At 58.7% G+C, this 21,435-nt stretch carries 20 protein-coding genes, 4 tRNA genes and 1 pseudogene; 11 read left to right on the top strand and 14 right to left on the bottom strand.

The genetic code is table 11. From position 1 onward, the window contains the following. The first annotated feature begins 14 nt into the window (after nt 1-14). From clpB to QOM10_RS31425, 7 genes and pseudogenes are all read left to right on the top strand, one after another. Nucleotides 15-2,579, top strand: coding sequence for an ATP-dependent chaperone ClpB (clpB, locus tag QOM10_RS25050; protein WP_127929824.1), 2,565 nt, complete (start codon nt 15-17; stop codon nt 2,577-2,579). Between the two features lie 297 nt (nt 2,580-2,876). Continuing rightward, nucleotides 2,877-2,952: transfer RNA gene (locus QOM10_RS25045), tRNA-Asn, on the top strand. A 9-nt stretch (nt 2,953-2,961) separates the two neighbouring features. Beyond that, nucleotides 2,962-3,038: transfer RNA gene (locus tag QOM10_RS25040), tRNA-Pro, on the top strand. 5 nt (nt 3,039-3,043) lie between these two features. Continuing rightward, nucleotides 3,044-3,119 (top strand) — tRNA-Lys (locus QOM10_RS25035). A gap of 97 nt (nt 3,120-3,216) precedes the next feature. Then, nucleotides 3,217-3,293: transfer RNA gene (locus QOM10_RS25030), tRNA-Pro, on the top strand. Nucleotides 3,294-3,457: 164 nt separating this feature from the next. Continuing rightward, nucleotides 3,458-4,228: pseudogene (locus QOM10_RS31430) on the top strand (MCP four helix bundle domain-containing protein); the annotation flags it as partial. After that, nucleotides 4,220-5,083: a methyl-accepting chemotaxis protein gene (locus tag QOM10_RS31425; protein WP_371044025.1), complete on the top strand. Its 864-nt coding sequence runs from the start codon at nt 4,220-4,222 to the stop codon at nt 5,081-5,083. The pseudogene QOM10_RS31430 and the gene QOM10_RS31425, both read left to right, overlap by 9 nt. A 63-nt stretch (nt 5,084-5,146) precedes the next feature. Here the strand turns inward: QOM10_RS31425 and QOM10_RS25020 are convergent, their stop codons facing one another. The 5 genes from QOM10_RS25020 to QOM10_RS25000 form a co-directional block, all read right to left on the bottom strand. After that, nucleotides 5,147-5,554 (bottom strand): EF-hand domain-containing protein, encoded by a 408-nt coding sequence (locus QOM10_RS25020; protein ID WP_127929823.1) that lies wholly within the window; start codon nt 5,552-5,554, stop codon nt 5,147-5,149. 282 nt (nt 5,555-5,836) lie between these two features. Next, nucleotides 5,837-7,135 carry an NAD(P)/FAD-dependent oxidoreductase gene (locus QOM10_RS25015; protein WP_016986237.1) on the bottom strand — a complete coding sequence of 433 codons (1,299 nt, stop codon included), beginning with the start codon at nt 7,133-7,135 and terminating at the stop codon, nt 5,837-5,839. A 63-nt stretch (nt 7,136-7,198) separates the two neighbouring features. Next, the gene (locus tag QOM10_RS25010) at nt 7,199-7,372 is read right to left on the bottom strand and encodes a DUF3094 domain-containing protein (RefSeq protein ID WP_007909875.1); all 174 of its coding nucleotides are present in this window, start codon (nt 7,370-7,372) and stop codon (nt 7,199-7,201) included. 51 nt (nt 7,373-7,423) lie between these two features. Continuing rightward, on the bottom strand, nt 7,424-7,951 hold the full coding sequence (locus tag QOM10_RS25005) for an MOSC domain-containing protein (RefSeq protein ID WP_150751697.1): 528 nt from the start codon (nt 7,949-7,951) through the stop codon (nt 7,424-7,426). Further along, on the bottom strand, nt 7,948-8,574 hold the full coding sequence (locus QOM10_RS25000; protein WP_007909887.1) for a DUF1780 domain-containing protein: 627 nt from the start codon (nt 8,572-8,574) through the stop codon (nt 7,948-7,950). Before QOM10_RS25000 ends, QOM10_RS25005 begins: the two co-directional genes overlap by 4 nt. A 192-nt stretch (nt 8,575-8,766) precedes the next feature. On the opposite strand from QOM10_RS25000, the gene QOM10_RS24995 reads away from it, so the two are divergent. After that, nucleotides 8,767-9,456, top strand: a complete 690-nt coding sequence (locus QOM10_RS24995; RefSeq protein WP_150774964.1) for an energy-coupling factor ABC transporter permease — start codon at nt 8,767-8,769, stop codon at nt 9,454-9,456. A 65-nt stretch (nt 9,457-9,521) separates the two neighbouring features. Next, nucleotides 9,522-9,737, top strand: a complete 216-nt coding sequence (locus QOM10_RS24990) for a hypothetical protein (RefSeq protein ID WP_007909901.1) — start codon at nt 9,522-9,524, stop codon at nt 9,735-9,737. A 5-nt stretch (nt 9,738-9,742) separates the two neighbouring features. Here QOM10_RS24990 and yacG read toward each other — a convergent pair whose 3' ends face one another. From yacG to pilB, 5 genes are read right to left on the bottom strand one after another with little or no spacing between them, the layout of a single operon-like run. Next, a complete protein-coding gene (gene yacG, locus QOM10_RS24985) occupies nt 9,743-9,943 on the bottom strand; it encodes a DNA gyrase inhibitor YacG (protein ID WP_007909902.1) in 201 nt (66 codons plus the stop codon). After that, a complete protein-coding gene (gene coaE / locus QOM10_RS24980) occupies nt 9,940-10,563 on the bottom strand; it encodes a dephospho-CoA kinase (protein WP_122607921.1) in 624 nt (207 codons plus the stop codon). Before coaE ends, yacG begins: the two co-directional genes overlap by 4 nt. Next, nucleotides 10,560-11,432 (bottom strand): prepilin peptidase, encoded by an 873-nt coding sequence (locus QOM10_RS24975; protein WP_150751695.1) that lies wholly within the window; start codon nt 11,430-11,432, stop codon nt 10,560-10,562. The genes coaE and QOM10_RS24975 overlap by 4 nt, the downstream gene beginning before the upstream one ends. 1 nt (nt 11,433) lies before the next feature. Next, nucleotides 11,434-12,651, bottom strand: coding sequence for a type II secretion system F family protein (locus QOM10_RS24970; RefSeq protein ID WP_127929816.1), 1,218 nt, complete (start codon nt 12,649-12,651; stop codon nt 11,434-11,436). 2 nt (nt 12,652-12,653) lie between these two features. Next, on the bottom strand, nt 12,654-14,354 hold the full coding sequence (gene pilB / locus QOM10_RS24965; protein ID WP_150774961.1) for a type IV-A pilus assembly ATPase PilB: 1,701 nt from the start codon (nt 14,352-14,354) through the stop codon (nt 12,654-12,656). 226 nt (nt 14,355-14,580) lie between these two features. Here pilB and QOM10_RS24960 point away from each other — a divergent pair, with 226 nt between their 5' ends. Further along, nucleotides 14,581-15,012, top strand: a complete 432-nt coding sequence (locus QOM10_RS24960) for a pilin (RefSeq protein WP_034153877.1) — start codon at nt 14,581-14,583, stop codon at nt 15,010-15,012. Nucleotides 15,013-15,310: 298 nt separating this feature from the next. Beyond that, nucleotides 15,311-15,667, top strand: coding sequence for a BON domain-containing protein (locus tag QOM10_RS24955; RefSeq protein WP_047600285.1), 357 nt, complete (start codon nt 15,311-15,313; stop codon nt 15,665-15,667). 270 nt (nt 15,668-15,937) lie between these two features. On the opposite strand, the gene QOM10_RS24950 is transcribed toward QOM10_RS24955, so the two are convergent. The 4 genes from QOM10_RS24950 to QOM10_RS24935 form a co-directional block, all read right to left on the bottom strand. After that, the gene (locus QOM10_RS24950) at nt 15,938-16,234 is read right to left on the bottom strand and encodes a DUF2845 domain-containing protein (RefSeq protein ID WP_316917124.1); all 297 of its coding nucleotides are present in this window, start codon (nt 16,232-16,234) and stop codon (nt 15,938-15,940) included. Then, nucleotides 16,234-19,185 (bottom strand): DUF748 domain-containing protein, encoded by a 2,952-nt coding sequence (locus QOM10_RS24945; RefSeq protein ID WP_316917123.1) that lies wholly within the window; start codon nt 19,183-19,185, stop codon nt 16,234-16,236. Before QOM10_RS24945 ends, QOM10_RS24950 begins: the two co-directional genes overlap by 1 nt. Nucleotides 19,186-19,405: 220 nt before the next feature. Next, the gene (locus QOM10_RS24940) at nt 19,406-20,422 is read right to left on the bottom strand and encodes a class I SAM-dependent rRNA methyltransferase (RefSeq protein ID WP_316917122.1); all 1,017 of its coding nucleotides are present in this window, start codon (nt 20,420-20,422) and stop codon (nt 19,406-19,408) included. A gap of 138 nt (nt 20,423-20,560) precedes the next feature. Next, nucleotides 20,561-21,433, bottom strand: a complete 873-nt coding sequence (locus QOM10_RS24935; RefSeq protein WP_127929810.1) for an oxygenase MpaB family protein — start codon at nt 21,431-21,433, stop codon at nt 20,561-20,563. Nucleotides 21,434-21,435 lie beyond the last annotated feature (2 nt).

The following is a 21,435-nucleotide window of genomic DNA, read 5'->3' as shown; positions in this document are numbered from 1 at the left end:
AAGGAAGGTGACTTATGCGAATAGACCGTTTAACCAGCAAATTACAGTTGGCCTTGTCCGACGCCCAGTCGTTGGCAGTCGGCCACGATCATCCGGCCATCGAGCCGGCGCACTTGATGCAAGCCATGCTTGAACAGCAGGGTGGTTCGATCAAACCTCTGCTGATGCAGGTGGGCTTCGACGTCAACAGCTTGCGTAAAGAGCTGACCAAAGAGCTCGACCAATTACCGAAAATCCAGAACCCCACCGGCGACGTCAACATGTCGCAGGATCTGGCGCGCCTGCTTAACCAGGCTGACCGTCTGGCTCAACAGAAGGGTGACCAGTTCATCTCCAGCGAATTGGTGCTGCTCGCGGCGATGGACGAGAGCAGCAAGCTCGGCAAGTTGCTGCTCGGCCAGGGCGTAAGCAAGAAAGCCCTGGAAAACGCGATCAACAATCTGCGTGGCGGCGAAGCGGTGAATGATGCCAACCATGAAGAGTCGCGGCAGGCGCTGGATAAATACACCGTCGACCTGACCAAGCGCGCCGAGGACGGCAAGCTCGATCCGGTGATCGGTCGTGACGACGAAATCCGTCGCACCATTCAGGTTCTGCAACGCCGCACCAAGAACAACCCGGTGCTGATCGGTGAGCCTGGCGTGGGTAAAACCGCGATTGCCGAAGGTCTGGCCCAGCGCATCATCAACGGCGAAGTGCCGGACGGCCTTAAAGGCAAGCGTCTGCTCTCGCTGGACATGGGCGCGCTGATTGCCGGTGCCAAGTATCGCGGTGAGTTCGAAGAACGCCTGAAATCGCTGCTCAACGAGCTGTCGAAGCAGGAAGGGCAGATCATTCTGTTCATCGACGAACTGCACACCATGGTCGGCGCGGGTAAAGGCGAAGGCTCGATGGACGCCGGCAACATGCTCAAGCCAGCACTGGCTCGCGGCGAGTTGCACTGCGTTGGCGCGACCACGCTCAACGAGTACCGCCAATATATAGAGAAGGACGCGGCGCTCGAGCGACGCTTCCAGAAAGTATTGGTGGATGAGCCGAGCGAAGAAGACACCATCGCGATCCTGCGCGGCCTTAAAGAGCGTTACGAGGTTCACCACAAGGTGGCGATCACTGACGGCGCGATCATTGCGGCGGCCAAGCTCAGCCATCGCTACATCACTGACCGGCAGTTGCCGGACAAGGCCATCGACCTGATCGACGAGGCGGCCAGCCGCATCCGCATGGAAATCGACTCCAAGCCGGAAGTGCTCGATCGTCTGGAGCGTCGCCTGATTCAGTTGAAGGTCGAGTCCCAGGCACTGAAGAAAGAAAGCGACGAAGCGGCAATGAAGCGTCTGGAAAAACTCCAGGAAGAAATCGTCCGCCTCGAACGCGAGTATTCCGATCTGGAAGAAATCTGGAACTCGGAAAAAGCCGAGGTGCAGGGTTCTGCGCAGATTCAGCAGAAGATCGAACAGTCGCGTCAGGAACTGGAAGCTGCGCGCCGTAAAGGCGACCTCAACCGCATGGCCGAGTTGCAGTACGGGGTGATCCCGGATCTGGAACGCAGCCTGCAAATGGTCGATCAGCACGGCAAGAGCGAAAACCAGTTGCTGCGCAGCAAGGTGACTGAAGAAGAAATCGCTGAAGTCGTGTCGAAGTGGACCGGCATTCCCGTGTCGAAAATGCTCGAAGGCGAGCGCGACAAACTGATGAAGATGGAAAGCCTGTTGCACAAACGCGTTATCGGCCAGGAAGAAGCGGTGGTCGCCGTCGCTAACGCAGTACGGCGTTCACGTGCCGGGTTGTCCGATCCGAATCGTCCGAGCGGCTCGTTCATGTTCCTCGGCCCGACCGGTGTCGGTAAAACCGAGCTGTGCAAGGCGCTGGCCGAATTCCTCTTTGATACTGAAGAGGCGATGGTGCGGATCGATATGTCCGAGTTCATGGAGAAGCATTCCGTGGCTCGCTTGATCGGTGCGCCACCGGGATACGTCGGTTACGAAGAGGGTGGTTACCTGACCGAGGCGGTACGTCGTAAGCCTTATTCGGTGATCCTGCTGGACGAAGTCGAGAAGGCGCACCCGGATGTGTTCAACATCTTGCTGCAAGTGCTTGAAGATGGTCGCCTGACCGACAGCCATGGTCGCACGGTGGACTTCCGCAATACCGTGATCGTCATGACCTCGAACCTCGGCTCTGTGCAGATTCAGGAGCTGGTCGGTGATCGCGAGGCGCAGCGTGCTGCAGTTATGGATGCGCTGACGTCGCACTTCCGTCCGGAGTTCATCAACCGGGTCGACGAAGTGGTGATCTTCGAGCCTTTGGCACGGGATCAGATCGCGGGCATTACCGAGATCCAGTTGGGTCGTCTGCGCAGCCGTCTGGCCGAGCGCGAGCTGAAGCTGGAGCTCAGCCCGGAAGCGATGGACAAGCTGATCGCGGTGGGTTACGACCCGGTGTATGGCGCACGTCCTTTGAAACGGGCGATTCAGCGCTGGATCGAAAACCCGTTGGCACAGTTGATCCTCTCGGGTCACTTCATGCCAGGCGACACGGCGACCGGCAAGGTCGAGAGCGACGAAATCGTTTTCAACTGAGTCCAAACGCCAATGAAAAAAGGAGGGCCCCACATTGTGGGGCCTTTTTTTTCGTTAGGCTGTTGAACTCAAAGGAAAAGGCTTGTAAAGTGCGCCCCGCAGTCAGTCGCCAAGACGGTCTCAGCTCACTGAGTTGAAATCTGAAATAAGTTGCAAATCATTAACTTGAAAGCAATTTAGGGGGTTGACAGAGGTGTTCTAGGTTGTAGAATAGCGCGCCTCAGACACACGAACGCAGCGATGCGAACGAGTGACTGGAAGCAACAAGTTTCACCGTTGTAAATTGAAATATGTAGTTCCGTGATAGCTCAGTCGGTAGAGCAAATGACTGTTAATCATTGGGTCCCAGGTTCGAGTCCTGGTCACGGAGCCAATTTCAAACCGGGGTATAGCGCAGTCCGGTAGCGCGCCTGCTTTGGGAGCAGGATGTCAGGAGTTCGAATCCCCTTACCCCGACCATTTTTGGGTCGTTAGCTCAGTTGGTAGAGCAGTTGGCTTTTAACCAATTGGTCGTAGGTTCGAATCCCACACGACCCACCATTTTTGAAACCAGTTAACGCTGGGATCGAATCTTAAGATCAGAGGCCAAAAGCGCTGATCGAAGAAGGCGATCTTTGAAAGGTCGCCTTTTTTTTACCGGGGTATAGCGCAGTCCGGTAGCGCGCCTGCTTTGGGAGCAGGATGTCAGGAGTTCGAATCCCCTTACCCCGACCATATTAAAAATCCTCGTATCGAAAGATACGGGGATTTTTTTTGTCCGACAAAAACTCATTTCCCCTTCAAGTCATCATACAACCTGCCGATAGCCCGCTAACACGAGGGGACTGCCATGGCTTCGCCCCTTGAATCTGGCCAATACAAGAATAAGGGCGTTCGTCATGTTGCTTCGTCAGTTGAATATTGCTCCCCGGGCGGCCCTGGGGTTCGCCCTGATCGCGGTGTTGGTGGCCTTGCTCGGCGTTTTTGCGCTCGGGCAGATGTCGAGTATTCGTGACAGCGAGGTCGCGGTAGAAAATCAGTGGTTGCCGAGCATTCGTGGTGGCGACGAGATTCGCGAGATCATGCTGCGCATCCGCACCATCTCGCTGCGCATGGCGCTGGATCAGGATCCGGCCAACATTGCGACTTACCGCAGCCAGATGGACACCCGCGACAAAGAGCTGAGCGAGAAAATCGCCGCTTACGACAAACTGGTCAACACCCCGGAAGGCCAGCAGCTATACGACCAGTTCAAGAAAACCTTCGCTGCCTATCGCAGTGGCATCGCTCAATCCTTCGCCCTCGCCGAGCAAGGCAAGCGTGATGAGCTGACCAGGTTGTTGCTGGTCGACATGAAAACCGTGGTCGATGGCTCCGGCAAGCAACTCAACGACCTGGCGGATCTGTTCGCCAAACAGGTCGCCGCCGAAAGCCATAAGTCCGCTGCGCACTACGAAAATTCGCGGACGATTGTCAGTTTGTTCATTGCCTTGGCCGCACTGGCCACGGTGGCACTGGCGATGATGCTCACGCGCAGCATCGTTCGGCCGCTGAGCAGTGCCGTGAGTGCAGCAGAAAGTGTCGCGCAGGGTGATCTGACCCGAACGATCGAGACCCATGGCAACGATGAAGTCAGTCGCTTGCTCAAGGCTCTGGCGACCATGCAGCAGAACCTGCGTGAGACGCTGCAAGGCATCAGCGGCTCGGCCACGCAACTGGCCACCGCTGCCGATGAGCTTAACGCGGTAACGCTCGACAGCACGCAGGGGCTGCAGCAGCAGAACAACGAAATCGAACAGGCCGCGACCGCCGTCAACCAGATGACGGCAGCGGTGGAAGAGGTCGCACGCAATGCGGTGTCGACGTCTGACGCGACTCGCCAGTCCAGCGAGTCGGCGCATCTGGGCCAGGTGCGTGTCAGTGAGACCGCCACGGCCATCAATGCTCTGGCCAGCGATGTGCAACAGACCGGCGAGTTGGTGCAATCACTGGCCAACCAGTCGCAGGACATCGGCAAGGTGCTCGACGTGATTCGGGCGATTGCCGAGCAGACCAACCTGCTGGCGCTCAACGCAGCGATTGAAGCCGCGCGGGCCGGTGAGAGCGGGCGAGGCTTTGCCGTAGTGGCCGATGAAGTAAGGGCTTTGGCTTATCGTACGCAGCAATCGACGCAGGAGATCGAGCAGATGGTCCAGGGCATGCGCAGCGGTTCGAGCCTGGCGCTGGATTCGATGCAGGCCAGTACCGCGCGTGCGACGACCACCCTGGCGTTGGCTGAGCGTGCCGGTGAGGCGCTGCAGACCATTACCGCGTCGGTGCATGAGATCCATGAGCGCAATCTGGTCATTGCCAGCGCTGCGGAAGAACAAGCGCAAGTCGCGCGGGAAGTGGATCGCAACCTGGTGAACATTCGGGATTTGTCGGTACGCTCGGCCGCCGGTGCCGACCAGACCAGTGCCTCCAGCCACGAGTTGTCGCAACTGGCCAACGCCTTGCAAGGCATGGTGCGGCGCTTTCAGTTGTAAAACGGCAGACGTGAAAAAACCGCGTTTCTCTCAGGAGAAGCGCGGCTTGGTTTTTTCCGCTGATCAGGCGCCGTCTTGATCTTTCAGGTGTTCGAACAGGCCTTTTGGCATCTTCTTGCCGTTGGCTTCAAAGTTGGCCTTCACGTTGTCGTAGGCCTCTTGCTCGTCAATGAAGCCGTCATGGTTGGTGTCGATCTTGTCGAAGTCGGACTTCGGCGCGACTTTCAGAAATTCGGCGCGGGAAACCTTGCCGTCACCATCGCTGTCCGTCTTGGCCATCGAAGCATCGCCACATTTGCCTTCACCGCATTTGCCTTCCGGCGCTTTCACCGAGGTTTCCGCCGAAGCGACCATGTAGCCCTGCGCCAGTGGTTGAGCGGCAAACACCGAACCGGACAACATCAGACCGCCAGCCAGTGCGGCGCCGATCAGGCCAATGGATTTTTTACCGAGGGTCGAAGTACGGGACATTTACATTCTCCTGGCTGCGCTGTGCAACCACACGTTAAGGACGATTGCCTGAGCAGGTGTTGCTCGGGTGTGGCCATTAAGCGGTGGCGGTGTATCGCGACTGTGTCGCGCAGCGGGAGAGTTTGTAAGCGAAGGGCGATAAGGAGGGCGCAGATACACTACGAGACAGAATCACAAATCAAATGTAGGAGTGAGCCTGCTCGCGATAGCGATTTGTCATTCAACAATGATGTTGACTTACAAATCGCTATCGCGAGCAGGCTCACTCCTACAGGTCTTACATCAATGCAGCTTCAGGCGCGGTTCGGTGCCTCGGCCAATTTTGCTGCCGAGCATGAGCATCGCCGTGCGGAACGGCCCGTACAGCGCCATCTGGTGCATGCGATACAGCGACACGTAAAACATCCGCGCCAGCCAGCCTTCGAGCATCACGCTGCCGGTCAGGTTGCCCATCAAGTTACCCACAGCCGAAAAACGCGACAGCGAGATCAGCGAGCCGTAGTCGGTGTACTTGTACTCCGGCAGGGTCTTGCCCTCGATGCGCAGCTTCAGCGATTTGGCCAGCAGCGACGCCTGTTGGTGCGCCGCTTGTGCACGTGGCGGTACGTTGCGATCGGTGCCCGGTTGAGGGCACGCGGCGCAGTCACCGAAGGCGAAGATGTTCTCGTCGCGGGTGGTTTGCAGGGTCGGCAATACTTGCAGTTGATTGATGCGGTTGGTTTCCAGGCCATCGATGTCCTTGAGGAAACCCGGCGCGCGAATGCCCGCTGCCCAGACTTTCAGGCTGGCCTTGATCTCGTTGCCGTCGGCGGTGATCAGGCTGTCGGCGGTCACTTCGCTGACCGAAGCGTTGGTCATCACATTGACCCCGAGCTTTTCCAGGGTCTTGTGCACCGGCCCGCTGATGCGCTCCGGCAGGGCAGGCAACACCCGTGGCCCGGCTTCGATCAGGGTGATGTGCATGTTTTCCGGTTTGATCCGGTCCAGACCATACGCCGCCAGTTCATGGGCGGCGTTGTGCAGTTCGGCAGCCAGTTCAACGCCCGTCGCACCAGCGCCGACAATCGCCACGCTGATCTGCTCGACCACATCGGTTTGCCCGGCGTGGGCACGCAGATAGTGATTCAGCAGCTGCTGGTGGAAGCGCTCGGCCTGTTTGCGGGTATCGAGGAACAGGCAATGCTGCGCCGCGCCCTGCGTGCCGAAATCATTGGTGGTGCTGCCGACGCTGATCACCAGCGAGTCGTATTGCACTTCGCGTGCAGGCACCAGTTCTACACCGTTTTCGTCGTAGGTCGCTGCCAGCTGGATTTTCTTCTGTGCGCGATCAAGCCCGCTCATGCGCCCCAACTGAAACTCGAAGTGGTTCCATTTCGCTTGGGCAACATAGTTGAGTTCGTCTTCGGAGGAGTTCAGCGATCCGGCGGCCACTTCGTGCAACAGCGGTTTCCAGATGTGCGTCAGGTTGGCGTCGACCAGCATCACACTGGCTGTGCCGCGCTTGCCCAGAGTCTTACCCAGGCGGGTAGCCAACTCCAGACCGCCGGCGCCGCCGCCGACAATAACAATACGATGGGACATAGGGATAACTCGCAAGGTTTTTAAAGGAAATCGGTGCGGTTACCCAAGCGAGCGCCAAGCTGCTCATAGCGTCAGGTAACTGATAAAGCGGCTCAACAAGCCCAGACCAATGGTCACTGCCAGCACCAGCACGAGGAGCATCCACGGCCGGAAAGGCCGGCGCTCGACTCGGTGTTGGGACAGTTGCAGGTACTCTTCGACATGTTTCTGGTCTTCAGGGTTCAGGCGGCTGGTCATATTTGCCTCGTCAGGTAGACGTTGCTGAATGGGCAGAAGCTACAGCGGTTTTTATCCGGGGTTGAACGCAGCATAGCCGCTGTCCGGAACCGGCTCGACGCTGACCCGGTCTTCGAGGCGAATAATCCCGCTTTGTAACACCCGCGCGGTAATTCCGCCATGCCCGCGCACGGCTTGAAAGGTGCCGGGGCCAAGGTTGTTCTGCAAACGTGCGCAAGGCTGACACCAGCCCGTGGTTTCGAATATTGCCTGACCGATGCGAAAGCGCCGACCCTTGAGGCTAAACAAATTGATACCGCTGATAACGAGATTGCGCCGCAGATCTTCAGGTTTCACCGGTTGATTGTCGGGGCGCCCCATCAAGGCGTTGATCACCGCCAGATGTTCCCACTGAATCAGCGTCACCTGCCGTGCGTTGCGCACACCGGGGCGGGCGTGATCGCCGGTCAGTCCTGCTTCCAGGCGCGCCTCCACGGCATCGAGTTCGATCATCGGCCCGCGCGACTCGGGGCGCACGCCGATCCAGCGTACACGCCCAGTCTGCGGCACATCGGCGATCAATTGCTGAAGTGGTGTCACAGGCTGATTCCCACATCAAAAACAATGCTGCGACCGAGGTTGCTACGCAGAAAGTCCGGTGCGTCCGGATGGGCGAACAGCACACGGGCGAAGGTCGGGCCGACCAGAGAAAGCGAGCGCCAACCCTGACGCAGATATTCGGTAGGTGGCGGAAAATGGCTGTTCAAGTCCAGTACTTCTCGTTTGAGGCTGGCGAAGGCGATGATGTCCAGTTCGCCCAGATCCATGCCACGTTCTTTGTAGTTGTGCGCCTTCTTGCGCAAGGTCGGCGCCAGTCGCAGCAGGAATTCATTGGCAGGAATGCGTTTCGGCTTGGCTTCGCGGCGCACCAGTTGGCTGAGGGAAAAGGCGCTGCGTCGGCGCTGCAATTCATCGCGCCATTCGTCGTTGAGCCGACGCCCCTCGTCGAGCACGAAGAACACCTCGAAATTGGCATCGCGAAACAGCACGTCCGGCGGCTCGCCGGCTGGTGCGAATTCGTCGGCGCGGTAGGGAATGTTCAGGCCTTGCAGCAGGCGCTGGCAGACCCAACGCTCACGCTCCCATTTGCGGGCATTGGACAGAAAGGCGTTGGCCTGCTCGGCCGCGATGGTCAGCAGGCGTAAATAATCTGAGTCATCCATAGGCCCAAGCTTAGCGTTCAAATGCGACAAGCAGAAAGCTTTGCTTGGGCTGATGCTTACAAACCGCCGCGTCATCGAGCTCTTGTAGGAGCAGCCGAAGGCTGCGATCTTTTGATTTTAAAGGAGCAAGATCAAAAGATCGCAGCCTTCGGCAGCTCCTACAGGGAATGCGTCGTCGCAAAGGTGAGGGTCATGATTGGAGCTGAACTGTTGTCCTCGGCGAGCCTGACGCTCGGCTGGCTGATTTATGTGCCGGTGCTGCTCTGGGCGATTGTGCGCGCGCCGTGGGTCGAGTTGTTCAGCGACAGTCGGCGTCAGCACCTGCTGTTCGGGACGGTGTTCGCGTTGTTTCTGTTGTGGCTGGTGCGCAGGGATTTCGACACGGGTGTGTCCTATCACTTCATCGGCATGACGGCAGTTACATTGCTGCTGGACTGGCCGCTGGCGATTGTCGGTGGTCTGGTCGCGCAGATCGGTCTGGTGCTACTGGGCCGTCAGGATCTGCTGGCCATCGGGGTCAATGGTTCGCTGCTGATTCTGTTACCGGTGTTGATCACCGAATGCGTGGCGATCGTCGTCGAGCGCGCACAGCCACGTAATCCGTTCGTTTATATCTTCTGCTCCGGTTTTTTTGCCGCCGCGCTTTCAGCGTTGTTGTGCCTGATCCTGAGCCTGACGCTGCTGTGGTACGACGGTATTTTCGCCATGCCGGAGTGGCTGGAAGATTTCGTCGGTTATCTGTGGCTGCTGCTGTTTCCCGAGGCGTTCATCAACGGCATGGTCGTCAGCGCGCTGGTGGTGTTCTGCCCGGAATGGCTGGAGACGTTCAATCGCACGCGCTACCTTTCGGCGCCGTGGAAGGACGACGATCCCAAGTCTTGATCCATATCAAACCCGCCATGCGCGGGAAATTTCATGCTCGCGCAAATCCCTTCAGGAGCAGCGGCATGAGTGTTTACGAGTGGGCGAGGCAGGAAACCCGGCAGAGTCTGGACATGGCGCAGGAGGTGGGCTTTGACCCGGGGTTGAGTTTGCGCGCCTTGCTCAGTGCGGTGGTGCAGCAGAGCAAGGCCGTGCGCAACGCCGAAGACCTGGCCGACGAGTTGCGTTTTCTCGCGGAAAACCTCGACGACGATCAGGACTACGGCTTTATGCGGCCCTGATCGGATCAGTGGCGCGGATCGAAATCGCCGGAAAACAGTTCATCCTCGGCATCCGGTGCGACCGGAATCTTGTGTTCTTCCGATGCCCAGGCGCCGAGGTCGATCAGCTTGCAGCGATCAGAGCAGAACGGCCGAAACTTGTTTTCGGCGGTGAATTCCACGGGGGCGCCGCAGGTCGGGCATTCAACGGTGGGGATCTGGCTCATGCTTGGCCTCCGGATAAAGTCAGGTAAAAGTGATGCAGGCGCTCGACCTCACTGTGCAGCCAGGCGAGGTCGCGGTCGTTGACCACTACGTCGTCGGCACGGCTCACACGGTCTTCGCGGCTCGACTGGGCCTTGAGGATCGCCTGAACCTGCTGCTCGCTGGTCTGGTCGCGCTGCAAGGTGCGTTCGATTTGCAGTTGTTGCGGAGCGTCGATCACCAGGATGCGCTGGGTCATTGCGTATTGCCCGGATTCGATCAACAGCGGCGAAACCAGTATCGCGTAAGGCGATTTTGCCAGCGCCAGATGATGAGCGATTTCCTCGGCGATCAACGGATGCAGCAGGGCTTCGAGCCAGCGGCGTTCTTCCGGCACTTCGAATATCAGTTTGCGCAGGGCGGCGCGATCCAGCGTGCCGTCGCCCTGCAAAACGCCAGGCCCGAAGTGTTCGGCTATTTTTGCCAGCGCCGGGCGCCCCGGCTCAACCACCCAGCGCGCCGCGTGATCGGCGTCAACCACATGAATGCCAAGGTCGATGAAGTGCTGGGCCGCCGCGCTTTTGCCGCTGCCGATGCCGCCGGTGAGGCCGAGAATCCAGGGTTTTTCCACAGGGGTATTCATTTCAAACCGACAAACAGCCAATAGAAGTCGGTTATTTGACCACCCCAGAGCAAGGCAATCCAGCCGGCAATGGCCAGATAGGGGCCGAAGGGGATCGGCGTCGAGGTTTTCTGTTCGCGCAGGCGTAGCAAAACCACCCCGATAATGGCGCCGACCAGTGATGACAACAGAATCGTCAGCGGCAGAATCTGCCAGCCACCCCAGGCACCGAGCAGCGCCAACAGCTTGAAATCACCGTGGCCGATGCCATCCTTGCCGGTCAGCAGCTTGAACAGCCAGAACACCGACCACAGCGCCATATAACCGGCCACCGCGCCCCACAGTGCATCGTGCAACGGTACGAAGACGCCGAAACTGTTGACGATCAACCCCAGCCACAGCAACGGCAGCACCAGCACATCGGGCAGCAGTTGATGTTCGGTGTCGATCAGACTCATCGCCAGCAAACCCCAGGTGAGGACGATCAGCAGGCACGCCGGCCAGCCGAAACCGAAGTGCCAGGCAATGAATGCCGAGAGCAGCCCGCAGGCCAGTTCGGTCAGCGGATAGCGTTTGCTGATAGGTGCAGCGCACGCCGAACAGCGCCCCCGCAGCCACAGATAACTGAGCAGCGGAATGTTTTCCCACGCGCGGATCCGGTGGGCGCAGTGCGGGCATTCAGAGTGCGGCAGCATCAGGTTGTAGGTCGACAGCGGCGTTTCGCCGGGCAAACCGAGCACGTCGTGGGCTTGCTGACGCCAATCGCGTTCGAGCATTTTCGGCAGGCGCCAGATCAGCACATTGAGGAAGCTGCCGACCACCAGACCGAGCAACAGGGCGGTAAAGACAAAGGCCAGCGGATACAGGGCGAACAGTTCGTCGATAGGCATGTCAGATCGCTGAGCCGAGTTGGAAAATCGGCAGGTACATGGCTACCACCAGCCCGCCGACGATCACCCCCAGCACGACCATGATGAACGGCTCCATGAGGCTGGTGAGATTGTCGACCATGTTATCCACTTCTTCCTCGTAAAAGCCTGCAACCTTGTCGAGCATTTCATCTAGCGCCCCCGACTCTTCGCCAATCGCGGTCATCTGCACGGCCATGTTGGGAAAGACTCCGGTGCTGCGCATCGAAAAATTCAGCTGCATGCCGGTGGAGACGTCTTGGCGAATGCGCAGCACGGCACGCTTGAACACCACATTGCCGGTAGCGCCGGCCACCGAGTCGAGCGCTTCCACCAATGGCACACCGGCAGCAAACGTGGTCGACAGGGTTCGAGCGAAACGGGCTACCGCTGACTTGTACATCAGCGTGCCGACCAAGGGCAGTTTCAACAGCCAGGTGTCTTTGCGATCACGTAGCGCCTGGGAGGTTTTCAGTGCGTGACGGGTGCCGAAAATCGCCGCGACCAGCGCGCCGAGAATCGCCCACCACCATTGCTGCATGAATTCCGAAAGGCTGATCACCATCAGGGTGAAGGCCGGTAACTCTGCACCGAACCCCGAGAATACCGACTGGAATTGCGGCACCACTTTAACCAGCAGAATTCCGGTCACGACCGCTGCGACCAGTACGACGGCGGTGGGGTAGGTCATGGCTTTCTTGATCTTGGCCTTGAGCCGTTCGCTTTTTTCCTTATAGGTTGCGACCCGTTCCAGCAGCGTGTCGAGGGCGCCGGACTGCTCGCCGGCATCGACCAGGTTGCAATACAACTCGTCGAAATACTGCGGCTTCTTGCGCAGGGCTGTGGCGAAGCTGTTACCGGCCGCGACCTCCTGTTTGACCTCGTCCACCAGCTTGCGCATGGCCGGGTTTTCGAAGCCTTCGCCAATGATGTCGAACGACTGCAGCAACGGCACGCCGGCCTTCATCATGGTCGCCATCTGCCGGGTGAACAGGGCGATGTCCTGGGCCTTGATGCGTTTGCCAAAACTCAACAACGACGCGGATTTTTTGCGTACCTTGCCGGGACTGATCCCCTGTTTACGCAGTTGGGCCTTGATCAGTGCCGGATTCTGTCCACTGAGTTCACCGGTGACTTTGCTGCCTTTCCTGTCCGTACCTTCCCAGGCATAAATACTGATTTTCGCTGCCTTGACCGCCATGTTCAGTCCTTGGTGACCCGGTTGATTTCTTCAAGGCTGGTGATGCCTTGCATGGCCTTGTGCAGCCCGGAGGTGCGCAGGTCGTCGAAGCCGTCTCGGCGCATCTGCAGGTCGATTTCCAGCGAGTTGCCTTCGGCCATGATCAAACGTTGCAGCTCTGGTGTGTTCTTTACCACTTCATAAATCCCCACGCGTCCTTTGTAGCCGCCGTTGCAGTGATCGCAACCGACCGGCTCGTAGATCGTGAAATGGCCGATGCGTTCCTCGGGGAAGCCTTCCTTGATCAAGGTTTCGCGGGGGATCTCGATGGCTTTCTTGCAGTGACTGCACAGTTTGCGCGCCAGACGCTGAGCGATGATCAGGCTGACCGAGGTGGCAATGTTGAAGCCGGGAATGCCCATGTTGTGCAGGCGCGTCAGGGTTTCCGCGGCGCTGTTGGTGTGCAGGGTCGAGAGCACCAGGTGACCGGTCTGCGCGGCTTTGATCGCGATCTCGGCGGTTTCCAGATCGCGGATCTCGCCGACCATGATCACGTCCGGGTCCTGGCGCAGAAACGAGCGCAGTGCCTGGGCAAAGTCGAGCCCTTGTTTGGGATTGACGTTGACCTGGTTGATACCTTCCATGTTGATCTCCACCGGGTCTTCGGCGGTGGAAATGTTGATGTCGACGGTGTTGAGAATATTCAGGCCGGTGTACAGCGAAACGGTTTTACCCGAACCGGTGGGCCCGGTGACCAGGATCATGCCCTGTGGCTGCTTGAGCGCGGCCATATACAGGTCTTTCTGCACGGGCTCATAGCCGAGCGCGTCGATGCCGATCTGTGCGCTGGACGGGTCGAGAATCCGGATCACCACTTTTTCGCCCCACAGGGTCGGCAGCGTGTTGACCCGAAAATCGATCGACCTGCTTTTCGACAGGCGCATCTTGATCCGCCCGTCCTGCGGTTTGCGCCGTTCCGAGATATCGAGGCTGGCCATGACTTTCAGGCGCGCGGCGATGCGCCCGGCCAGTTGAATCGGTGGCTTGGCCACCTCGCGCAAAATGCCGTCGGTGCGCACCCTTACCCGGTAGTTCTTCTCGTAGGGTTCGAAGTGCAAGTCGGAAGAGCCGCTCTTGATCGCGTCGAGCAGCATCTTGTGCACGAAGCGCACCACCGGCGCATCGTCGGCGTCGAGACCGGCGATGGCATCCTGTTTGTTGTCGTCAATGGATTCGACGTCGAGGCCATCGAGATCGACATCGGCCATGTCCTCCAGACCGCTGGCGTTGGTGTCGAAGAATTTTTCGATGGCATCGCTGAGCTTGTCGTCCTCGACCAGAATGGCTTCGGTGCTCAGCCCGGTGCTGAACTGAATGTCGTTGATCGCTTGATGATTGCTCGGGTCGGAAATGCCCACGAACAGCTTGTTGCCACGTCGCCACAGGGGCAGGGCGTGATGCTGGCGCACGAGTTTTTCGCTGACCAGGCCTTTGGGCTGGGTTTCCTTGTCCAGGCAATTGAGATCAAGCAAGGCCATGCCGAAATGCTCGGAGGCGATTTCGGCGACCTGTGAGCTCTTGACCAGCTTGTTCTGCACCAGATAGCTGACCAGCGACAAGCGATTACGCTGGGCCTGTTGCGAGGCTTGCTGGGCGCTTTTTTCCGTGAGCAGTTCGGCCTGCACCAATTGCTTGGCCAGACCGCTCAGAGCGATGTCATTCATGGGGATTCCGCACGCTTGCAGTTCATGACTTATAGCCTAGTCAAGTGACAGCGCCAAACACGGCCAGTGCAGGTGACAAAAAGTGTCAGATAGTGCGGTTGCGGGTTGTAGGAAATGGCGATGTATGTGGTTCGCGCCCAAGGGGCGGGGCTTCGAAGGCGTTGGCATGGCCTATGCTGCTTCCCTTGCAGATCATGAGATTTCGACTCATGCATGGAGCGTGTCTATGAAAAAACAACAAGGTTTTACTCTGATCGAGCTGCTGATCGTGGTGGCGATCATCGGGATTCTGGCGACCATCGCCTTGCCGCAGTATTCCAAGTATCAGGCGCGGTCGAAGGTAACGGCGGGGCTGGCGGAGATCAGTGCGCTGAAGGTGCCGTTTGAAGACACCATCAATCAAGGCACCGATCCTACGCTGACATTGGTTGCGGGTAGTGCGACGGCGGCGACATCCAACTGCACACTCGCCGCATCCGGTACTGCATCCACCGGTGCCGGAACCATCACTTGCACACTGCTCAATGCCCCGGGTCCGGTGCTGAGCAAGACCATCACCCTGACTCGTTCTTCAGGGACCGGCGCGGGTGTATGGACCTGCGGTACCACCGTTGCTCCGGATTATTCCCCTAAAGGCTGCACCGCCAGCGGTACATAAGCGGTCAGTGATGTACTCGAAAATGCCCCGCACTGCGGGGCATTTTCCATTGCGCGGCACTTCACAAAAGCTTCAATAATTTCAGCGCCTTAGGAACTTTCCGAAAAACCGTAACTTGCATGTCGATAATTCGAAGGTCATGCAAATTGCATGATTTCGAAAATTTTGCTAATTGATAACTTATTGATTTATAAGGAAATTATCGATTCTCAAAAGTTGGCACAGCGTTCGCAACTACCTTGGTAACCCTGCTGACAAGACAACCAGCAGACTTTCCAGAAAAACAGGAGTTACTCGTATGAAGAAGTTCGCTATCACTGCCGCTGCTGCTACCGCGCTGACCCTGACCATGGCTTCCGGTGCATTCGCACAATCCACCCAAGCTACCCAGGCTCCAATGACTCTGGCTGCCGGTGAAGTCACCCAGGCTAAAGAAGCTACTTCCGATACCTGGATCACCACCAAAGTCAAAGCTGACCTGGTCACCGAAAAAGGCATTCCAGGTACCGACATCAAAGTAGAAACCAACAAAGGCGTTGTATCGCTGTCGTCGACTACTGCTGTAACTGAATCGCAGAAAGACGTTGCTGTTGCAATCGCCAAGAAAATCAAAGGCGTTAAAGCGGTCTCCGCTGACGGCCTGAAAGCCGAGTAAGGCATGACTTCTCGCCTGGACCGGGAGAAGACGCGACAGACGGGCCGAGCAATACGTCTGCCGCAACTTTAGAGTTCATGCGAACGGTCACACGGATGTGACCATTACAGGCCCCGCCACTTGTGTCGGGGCTTGTTCTATTTCAGAGACAACACAAAACAAATGTAGGAGTGAGCCTGCTCGCGATAGCGGTGTGTCAGTCAGCAATTTGATTAGCTGACAGACCGCTATCGCGAGCAGGCTCACTCCTACAGGGGAATCGGTGTCGGGTCAGTTGCCGCGTTTGCTGCTGATCTGCCGCAGGCGATTGCCTTCGAAGCGCAGGTATTGATACATGCCGTTGCTCGGGCCGTAAGTCCATTCCTCTACCTGAAACTCCTCGCGGCGATTGGCGCTGCGCTTGTAGCCCAGCACATCGCGGCTGACCGGCTCACCGCACTTTTGCAGGACTTCGCTGGAGCGGTCGCCAAGGCTGATCAATTGACTGCCGCAGCGCAGGGTATCGGACGCAACGGCATGGCTGGCAGCGAGCGCCAGTGTCAGCGTGGCCAGCCATTGACGCTTCATCACTCGGCATCCAGATGCATTTGCGTCACCACGCGGCCGTCGCTCTCGGCCTCACCAAGATTGGCATCGATAAAGTAAACGCGGTCGTCTGCCAGTTGGCCTTTATCGACCAGATAATCCTTGATGCTGCTGGCACGGTCCTGACCCAACTGACGCAGCAGCACATCGCTGCCACTCCAGAACTGGATCACGCCGTCGCGCATCTTCGCTGTGCGTTCTTCCTTGCCCAGATCCTTCCATTCGGCCGGTGGCTGGGTTTTCAGACGGGTGCGGTAAATGCCTTCGAGCAGTGGGCCTTTCTCGCCCTCTGGCACTTGCAGCAGCGACGCCTGAGCCGGGACTTTATCGCCACGACGCTGGAGCATCTTGTAGTAGTTGTACTGGTATTCACGTTCCAGACGCTGCTCGGCGAGCAACGGGCCGTCACTGCTTTTGGCGGCCGTGCCTTCGATCTCCAGGCGCAGTGCCGGACGCTCCTTCAGTGCTTGGGACAGCTTGATCAGCGCGGCTTCGGCATCTTTGCTCAAGTCGCTGGAACCTGGCGCAAACGACACGGTGCCTAGGTCTTGCGAACCGCCGCCACTGATCAGCCCGCCAATCATTTTGAACGGCGCTGCAGCGGCTTTGACGATCAGGTTGCGCAGGGTCTGCCAGACTATCGGCATCACGCTGAACTGCGGGTTGTTCAAGTCGCCGGTCACCGGCAATTCGATGGAGATCTTGCCGTCAACGTCCTTGAGCAGCGCTATCGCCAGTTTCAGTGGCAGGCTCACGGCATCCGGGCTGTCGACCTTTTCACCGAGCTGCAATTGCTCGACCACCACTTTGTTCTCGGCTTTGAGCTGGCCCTTGGTGATCAGGTAATGCAGGTCAAGGTTGAGCCGGCCCTTGCGGATACGGTAGCCGGCGAATTTGCCGGAGTAGGGCGTCAGTGTCGTCAGCTCGACGCGTTTGAAACTGGTGGCGATGTCGAGGCTGGCCATCGGGTCGAAGGGATTGACCGCGCCCTTGATGGTCACCGGTGCGTAGCGGTCGACCTTGCCTTTGATTTCGACGCTGGCCGGTTTCGCCTGACGGCTGTCGATGGTGCCGATCTGGCCGTTGAGCTGCTGCACGGCGGTGGCGAAGTTCGGCGTCAGGCTGAAGTCGGCAAAGTTGGCCGAGCCGTCATTGATCGCGATGCCACCGATGTGAATGCCCAACGGTTTCTCGTTGCTGGCCGGTTTCGCTGTCGTGGTTTTCGCGCCACTGTCGGCCGGTTGCGGGATCAGCAGGTCGTCGATGTTGGTGGTGCGATCGTCGTTGATCATGAACCGCACATAAGGCTGGAACAGGTTGACCTTGTCGATCGACAGACTGTCGCCGTGCTGATAGTTCAGGCCTTCGACCACCACTTGCTGCCATTTGAGGAAGTCGCGGGTTTTCAGGGTGTCGAGGGTGTGCAGTTGATCGATTTGTGCGCGACCGGTGACGCTGAGTGCCAGTGGTCCGGTGCTCTTGAGATTGACCTTCAGATCACTGCCGAGCATGCCGCTGCGCAGTTCCAGACGAATGAACGGGTTGATGTAGGACTGCGCGACACGCAGGTCGATGTCCTGGGTTTTCACATTGAGCTGGGCATTGACCGGGGCGAGATTGACGGTGCCGTCGGCCGTGATCTTGCCTTGCTTGCCCACGCCGCTGTCGAGCTTGAGCTTGAAGGGCGAACCGTTGAGGCTGTCGAAATCCTGCAGGTCGACGTTCAGCGGGGTGATGTCCAGTGCCACCGCAGGTGTTGCCGAGCGGTCGGCAAGGTGCACGGTGTAGTTGCGCAATTGCACGTCTTTGAGCAGCACTTGCCATGGCTTGCTCGGCGCAGTCGGTTCAGCTTTCGGCGAGTCGGCAGCGGCTGGCGTGTTCGCCGGTTCTGCGGCGGCTTTGGCGGCAGGTTTGGACGGTTGGCTGGCGAACAGTTTCTGCCAGTCCAGTTGCCCGTCAGCTTCGAGTGCAGCCCAGGTTTCCAGTTTGTTGCTGCGGATCTTGCCGACCACGACTTGTTGCTTGGCCAGATCCACCGAGGTTTCGCTGACGTCCAGGCGTTCGAGTTTCGCCAGTGGCCGCCCATCCGGAGCCTTGATGGCGAACGGCGCGATGCTCACCGCCACGTTGTTCAGTTGCAGCTCGGTTTCTTTCGACAGATTGAGTTTGTATTCGCTGCTGAGGCTGATCACACCGTCTTCAAGCACAAGCGGCACCGAATCACGCACGTAGGGCCAGAACGCTTTCATCTTGCCGTCGGTGACTTTCAGGGTGCCTTCGGAAGTGAACGGGATCAGGCTGAAATTGCCACTCCAGTCGATCCGCCCACCGGCCGGGCCGATGGCGACCAGGGTCATGTCGGCACTGTCTTCGGGCAGGGTGCTGAGGTTTTTCAGTTCGAAGCTGAGGTCGTCGTAGAGAAACTCGATGGGCTCGCTCGGGCGCACGTCCTCAAAGTGCACGACGCCGCCGGCCAGCTTGATGTTGTCAATGCGCAGCGGGAACGGTTTGGCGTCCGGGTCGGCTGGTGTCGGCTCACTGGCCGGCACATTGAACAGGCCGAGCAGGTTGAGTTTGCCGTCTTTGGCGAAAAGGATTTCGGTTTTCGGCTTGTCCAGCTCGATGTTGGCCAGATGCAGGGCTTTGGTCCACAGGCTGTCGATTTGCAGGTCGGCGTACAGGCGATCGAAGCCGACCTGTTCCTTGCCCGGCTCGCCGATGACCAGTCCCCACAGGGTGACTTCAAGGCTGAACGGGTTGAGCTCGATACGCTGGATATGCGCAGGCACCGTTGCGTAATTGGCCAGTTGTTGATTGGCCACACGCAGGGCGATGCCCGGCAAAATCAGAAACCCCAGCAGGCTGTAGAGGGCCAGAGCAGTCAACAAGGCGCCAATCGCGCGAATCAATCCTTTGGGCATGTGCGGCTTCATCTGTCTGAATCGGAGTGCCTTGGAGTATGGCACGCGATTCTGGTTCCGAAGTACCTCGCATGGAGCAGGATTGTTCAGATTCCTCTGTAGGAACGTTTTCCATGTGGGAGCGAGCCTGCTCGCGAAGGCGTCATATCAGTCGCTCTCTTCGTTGGCTGATACACCGCTTTCGCGAGCAGGCTCGCTCCCACATTAGATAGTTGTCAGCCGTGCGAGCGGTTCAGAGCTGCAGGATCAGGGTTTTCAGCGGCGGTTGCTGGTCCATGGACGGGAAGTCGGCACCCGGGGTCATCACGCTCCACTCACGCACCGGGCGTCCGGTCTTCTCGGCACAGCGCAGCACCTGCTCGCGCCAGTCGTCCATGCTGACTTTCGCCAGGTTGTTGCAGCAGATCAGCACGCCGTTGTCGGCGGTGGTCAGCAGGGCAGGTTTGAGCAGGCTCTGGTAGTCGCGCAGCAGGTCGACGGTGCCGAATGCACTCTTGGCCCAGGCCGGTGGATCGAGCAGGACCAGGTCATATTGGCGCTGATCGAGGCGCTGGTAGCTCGGCAGTTTCTGCCCCCGGCGCTGGCTGATCGGCAGCCCGGCGAGTTGGCGGATGGCCGGGAAGTAGTCCGACTGGATGAACTGCATCTGCGGCAACTGCGGGTTGAGCAGACCGTTTTCGCGGCCGACCGCCAGATTGCCTTCGGCGAAATCCAGGTTGCACACTTCACGCGCGCCACCGGCGGCTGCGCTGAGGCCGACGCCGCAGGTGTAAGCGAACAGGTTGAGCACGGATTTGCCTTTGGCGTGATCCTTGACCCAGCCACGGGTGTTGCGCAGGTCGAGGAACAGCAGCGGGTCCTGCCCGGCATGACGCCCGCGCACACGGTAGTTCAGACCCCATTCGTGACCGACCAGATCGGCCAGCGCGGCGTCTTCGGCTTTGTAGACGCTGTCTTCACGATCAATACGCGAATTGCCACGGGAGCGGTCGTTGTAAACCAGCAACGTTTCCAGGCCCAATGTTTGATTGACCATGGCGTGCAGTTGCAGCAGGTCATCGCGCTCGAGGGTCTGGTGGAAGCTCTGCACCAGCAGTTGCGGGCCGTAGCGGTCGATGGTCAGACCGCCAGCGCCTTCCTGGCTGCCGTGGAACAGCCGATAACAATCGGTGCCCTGGCGGTGCAACTCGGCGAGCAAGTCCTGGCGTTGATCGAGGGCGGCGCGCAGCGCCTGATTCAAGGAAGACATGCGGGCGCCTTGCTGGAGAGAATGGGGGCGCGGGAGTTTAGCAGTTTGGCGAGCAATCGAGTTGCGACCTTCGCGAGCAGGCTCGCTCCCACATGGGAATGCATTCCAAATGTGGGAGCGAGCCTGCTCGCGAAGTTTTCAGGTCAGCAAACCCATCCTGCGTTTGGCTCGTTGCACCGAACCATTGCGCATCGCCCAGCGCAGTATCGGCGCGCTGCGTCTGACGCTGGCGCGAATCAACTGGCGTTGCAGCGAACTCTGGCGGACATCGAGCATATCGCTGGCCCAGTCCGGCAGCAGATCAATACCGGCCTTCATCATCAAATCGCCAAACGGTCGCGCCAGAACACTGGGCGCCGGTGCGGCCAGCAATAGGCGCAATACTTCTCGGCTGCGCTCATCGCACAGCAACTGCGGGCGCATGCGTTGCAGATAATCGGCTACGGCCTGACGCGATTTCGGCACATCCTGAGCACCGAGTCGTTCGGCAATCACGGCGATTTCCGCGTAATAACGATCCTGATCCGCCCCCGACAACTGCGGATTGCGATAACGCAAATGTGCCGCGAGAAAGTTGCTGACCTCGGCCACATGCACCCACGTCAGCAAGTCTGGATCACTTGCCGCATAGGGCCGGCCATCCGGAGCAGTGCCGACCACTTGCAGGTGAATGGTGCGCACCTTCTCGATCAGCCAGTCGGCATCCCGCCGCGAACCGAAGGTGGTGCCGGAAACAAACTGACTGGTGCGCCGCAAGCGCCCGAGCATGTCTTCACGGAAATTCGAATGATCCCAAACCCCGGCCAATGCCAGTGGATGCAAGGCTTGCAGCAACAACGCGCTGATGCCGCCGATCAGCATGCTGCTGAAATCGCCGTGCACTTGCCAACTGACCGAGTCGGGGCCGAACAGGCCGGGATCGCCCTTGGGGTTTTCGAGGTCGAGTTGGCCGAGTGACAGCCCGGTCAGGCTCATCAGTTGGTTTTCGATACGACTACGGATGAATTCCATGA

It is taken from the genome of Pseudomonas sp. P108 (genome assembly GCF_032613195.1).
Classification (GTDB): Bacteria; Pseudomonadota; Gammaproteobacteria; order Pseudomonadales; family Pseudomonadaceae; genus Aquipseudomonas.
The sequence above is the reverse complement of the archived record's forward strand: the minus strand, read 5'-3'. Positions and strand labels throughout refer to the sequence as shown.

Bases quoted from the DNA above. Each gene is read 5' to 3' on its own strand.
- clpB (WP_127929824.1), top strand. From the start codon at position 15: ATGCGAATAGACCGTTTAACCAGCAAATTACAGTTGGCCTTGTCCGAC.
- QOM10_RS31425 (WP_371044025.1), top strand. From the start codon at position 4,220: ATGCAGCAGAACCTGCGTGAGACGCTGCAAGGCATCAGCGGCTCGGCC.
- QOM10_RS25020 (WP_127929823.1), bottom strand. From the start codon at position 5,554: ATGTCCCGTACTTCGACCCTCGGTAAAAAATCCATTGGCCTGATCGGC.
- QOM10_RS25015 (WP_016986237.1), bottom strand. From the start codon at position 7,135: ATGTCCCATCGTATTGTTATTGTCGGCGGCGGCGCCGGCGGTCTGGAG.
- QOM10_RS25010 (WP_007909875.1), bottom strand. From the start codon at position 7,372: ATGACCAGCCGCCTGAACCCTGAAGACCAGAAACATGTCGAAGAGTAC.
- QOM10_RS25000 (WP_007909887.1), bottom strand. From the start codon at position 8,574: ATGGATGACTCAGATTATTTACGCCTGCTGACCATCGCGGCCGAGCAG.
- QOM10_RS24995 (WP_150774964.1), top strand. From the start codon at position 8,767: ATGATTGGAGCTGAACTGTTGTCCTCGGCGAGCCTGACGCTCGGCTGG.
- QOM10_RS24990 (WP_007909901.1), top strand. From the start codon at position 9,522: ATGAGTGTTTACGAGTGGGCGAGGCAGGAAACCCGGCAGAGTCTGGAC.
- yacG (WP_007909902.1), bottom strand. From the start codon at position 9,943: ATGAGCCAGATCCCCACCGTTGAATGCCCGACCTGCGGCGCCCCCGTG.
- coaE (WP_122607921.1), bottom strand. From the start codon at position 10,563: ATGAATACCCCTGTGGAAAAACCCTGGATTCTCGGCCTCACCGGCGGC.
- QOM10_RS24975 (WP_150751695.1), bottom strand. From the start codon at position 11,432: ATGCCTATCGACGAACTGTTCGCCCTGTATCCGCTGGCCTTTGTCTTT.
- QOM10_RS24970 (WP_127929816.1), bottom strand. From the start codon at position 12,651: ATGGCGGTCAAGGCAGCGAAAATCAGTATTTATGCCTGGGAAGGTACG.
- pilB (WP_150774961.1), bottom strand. From the start codon at position 14,354: ATGAATGACATCGCTCTGAGCGGTCTGGCCAAGCAATTGGTGCAGGCC.
- QOM10_RS24960 (WP_034153877.1), top strand. From the start codon at position 14,581: ATGAAAAAACAACAAGGTTTTACTCTGATCGAGCTGCTGATCGTGGTG.
- QOM10_RS24955 (WP_047600285.1), top strand. From the start codon at position 15,311: ATGAAGAAGTTCGCTATCACTGCCGCTGCTGCTACCGCGCTGACCCTG.
- QOM10_RS24950 (WP_316917124.1), bottom strand. From the start codon at position 16,234: ATGAAGCGTCAATGGCTGGCCACGCTGACACTGGCGCTCGCTGCCAGC.
- QOM10_RS24945 (WP_316917123.1), bottom strand. From the start codon at position 19,185: ATGAAGCCGCACATGCCCAAAGGATTGATTCGCGCGATTGGCGCCTTG.
- QOM10_RS24940 (WP_316917122.1), bottom strand. From the start codon at position 20,422: ATGTCTTCCTTGAATCAGGCGCTGCGCGCCGCCCTCGATCAACGCCAG.
- QOM10_RS24935 (WP_127929810.1), bottom strand. From the start codon at position 21,433: ATGGAATTCATCCGTAGTCGTATCGAAAACCAACTGATGAGCCTGACC.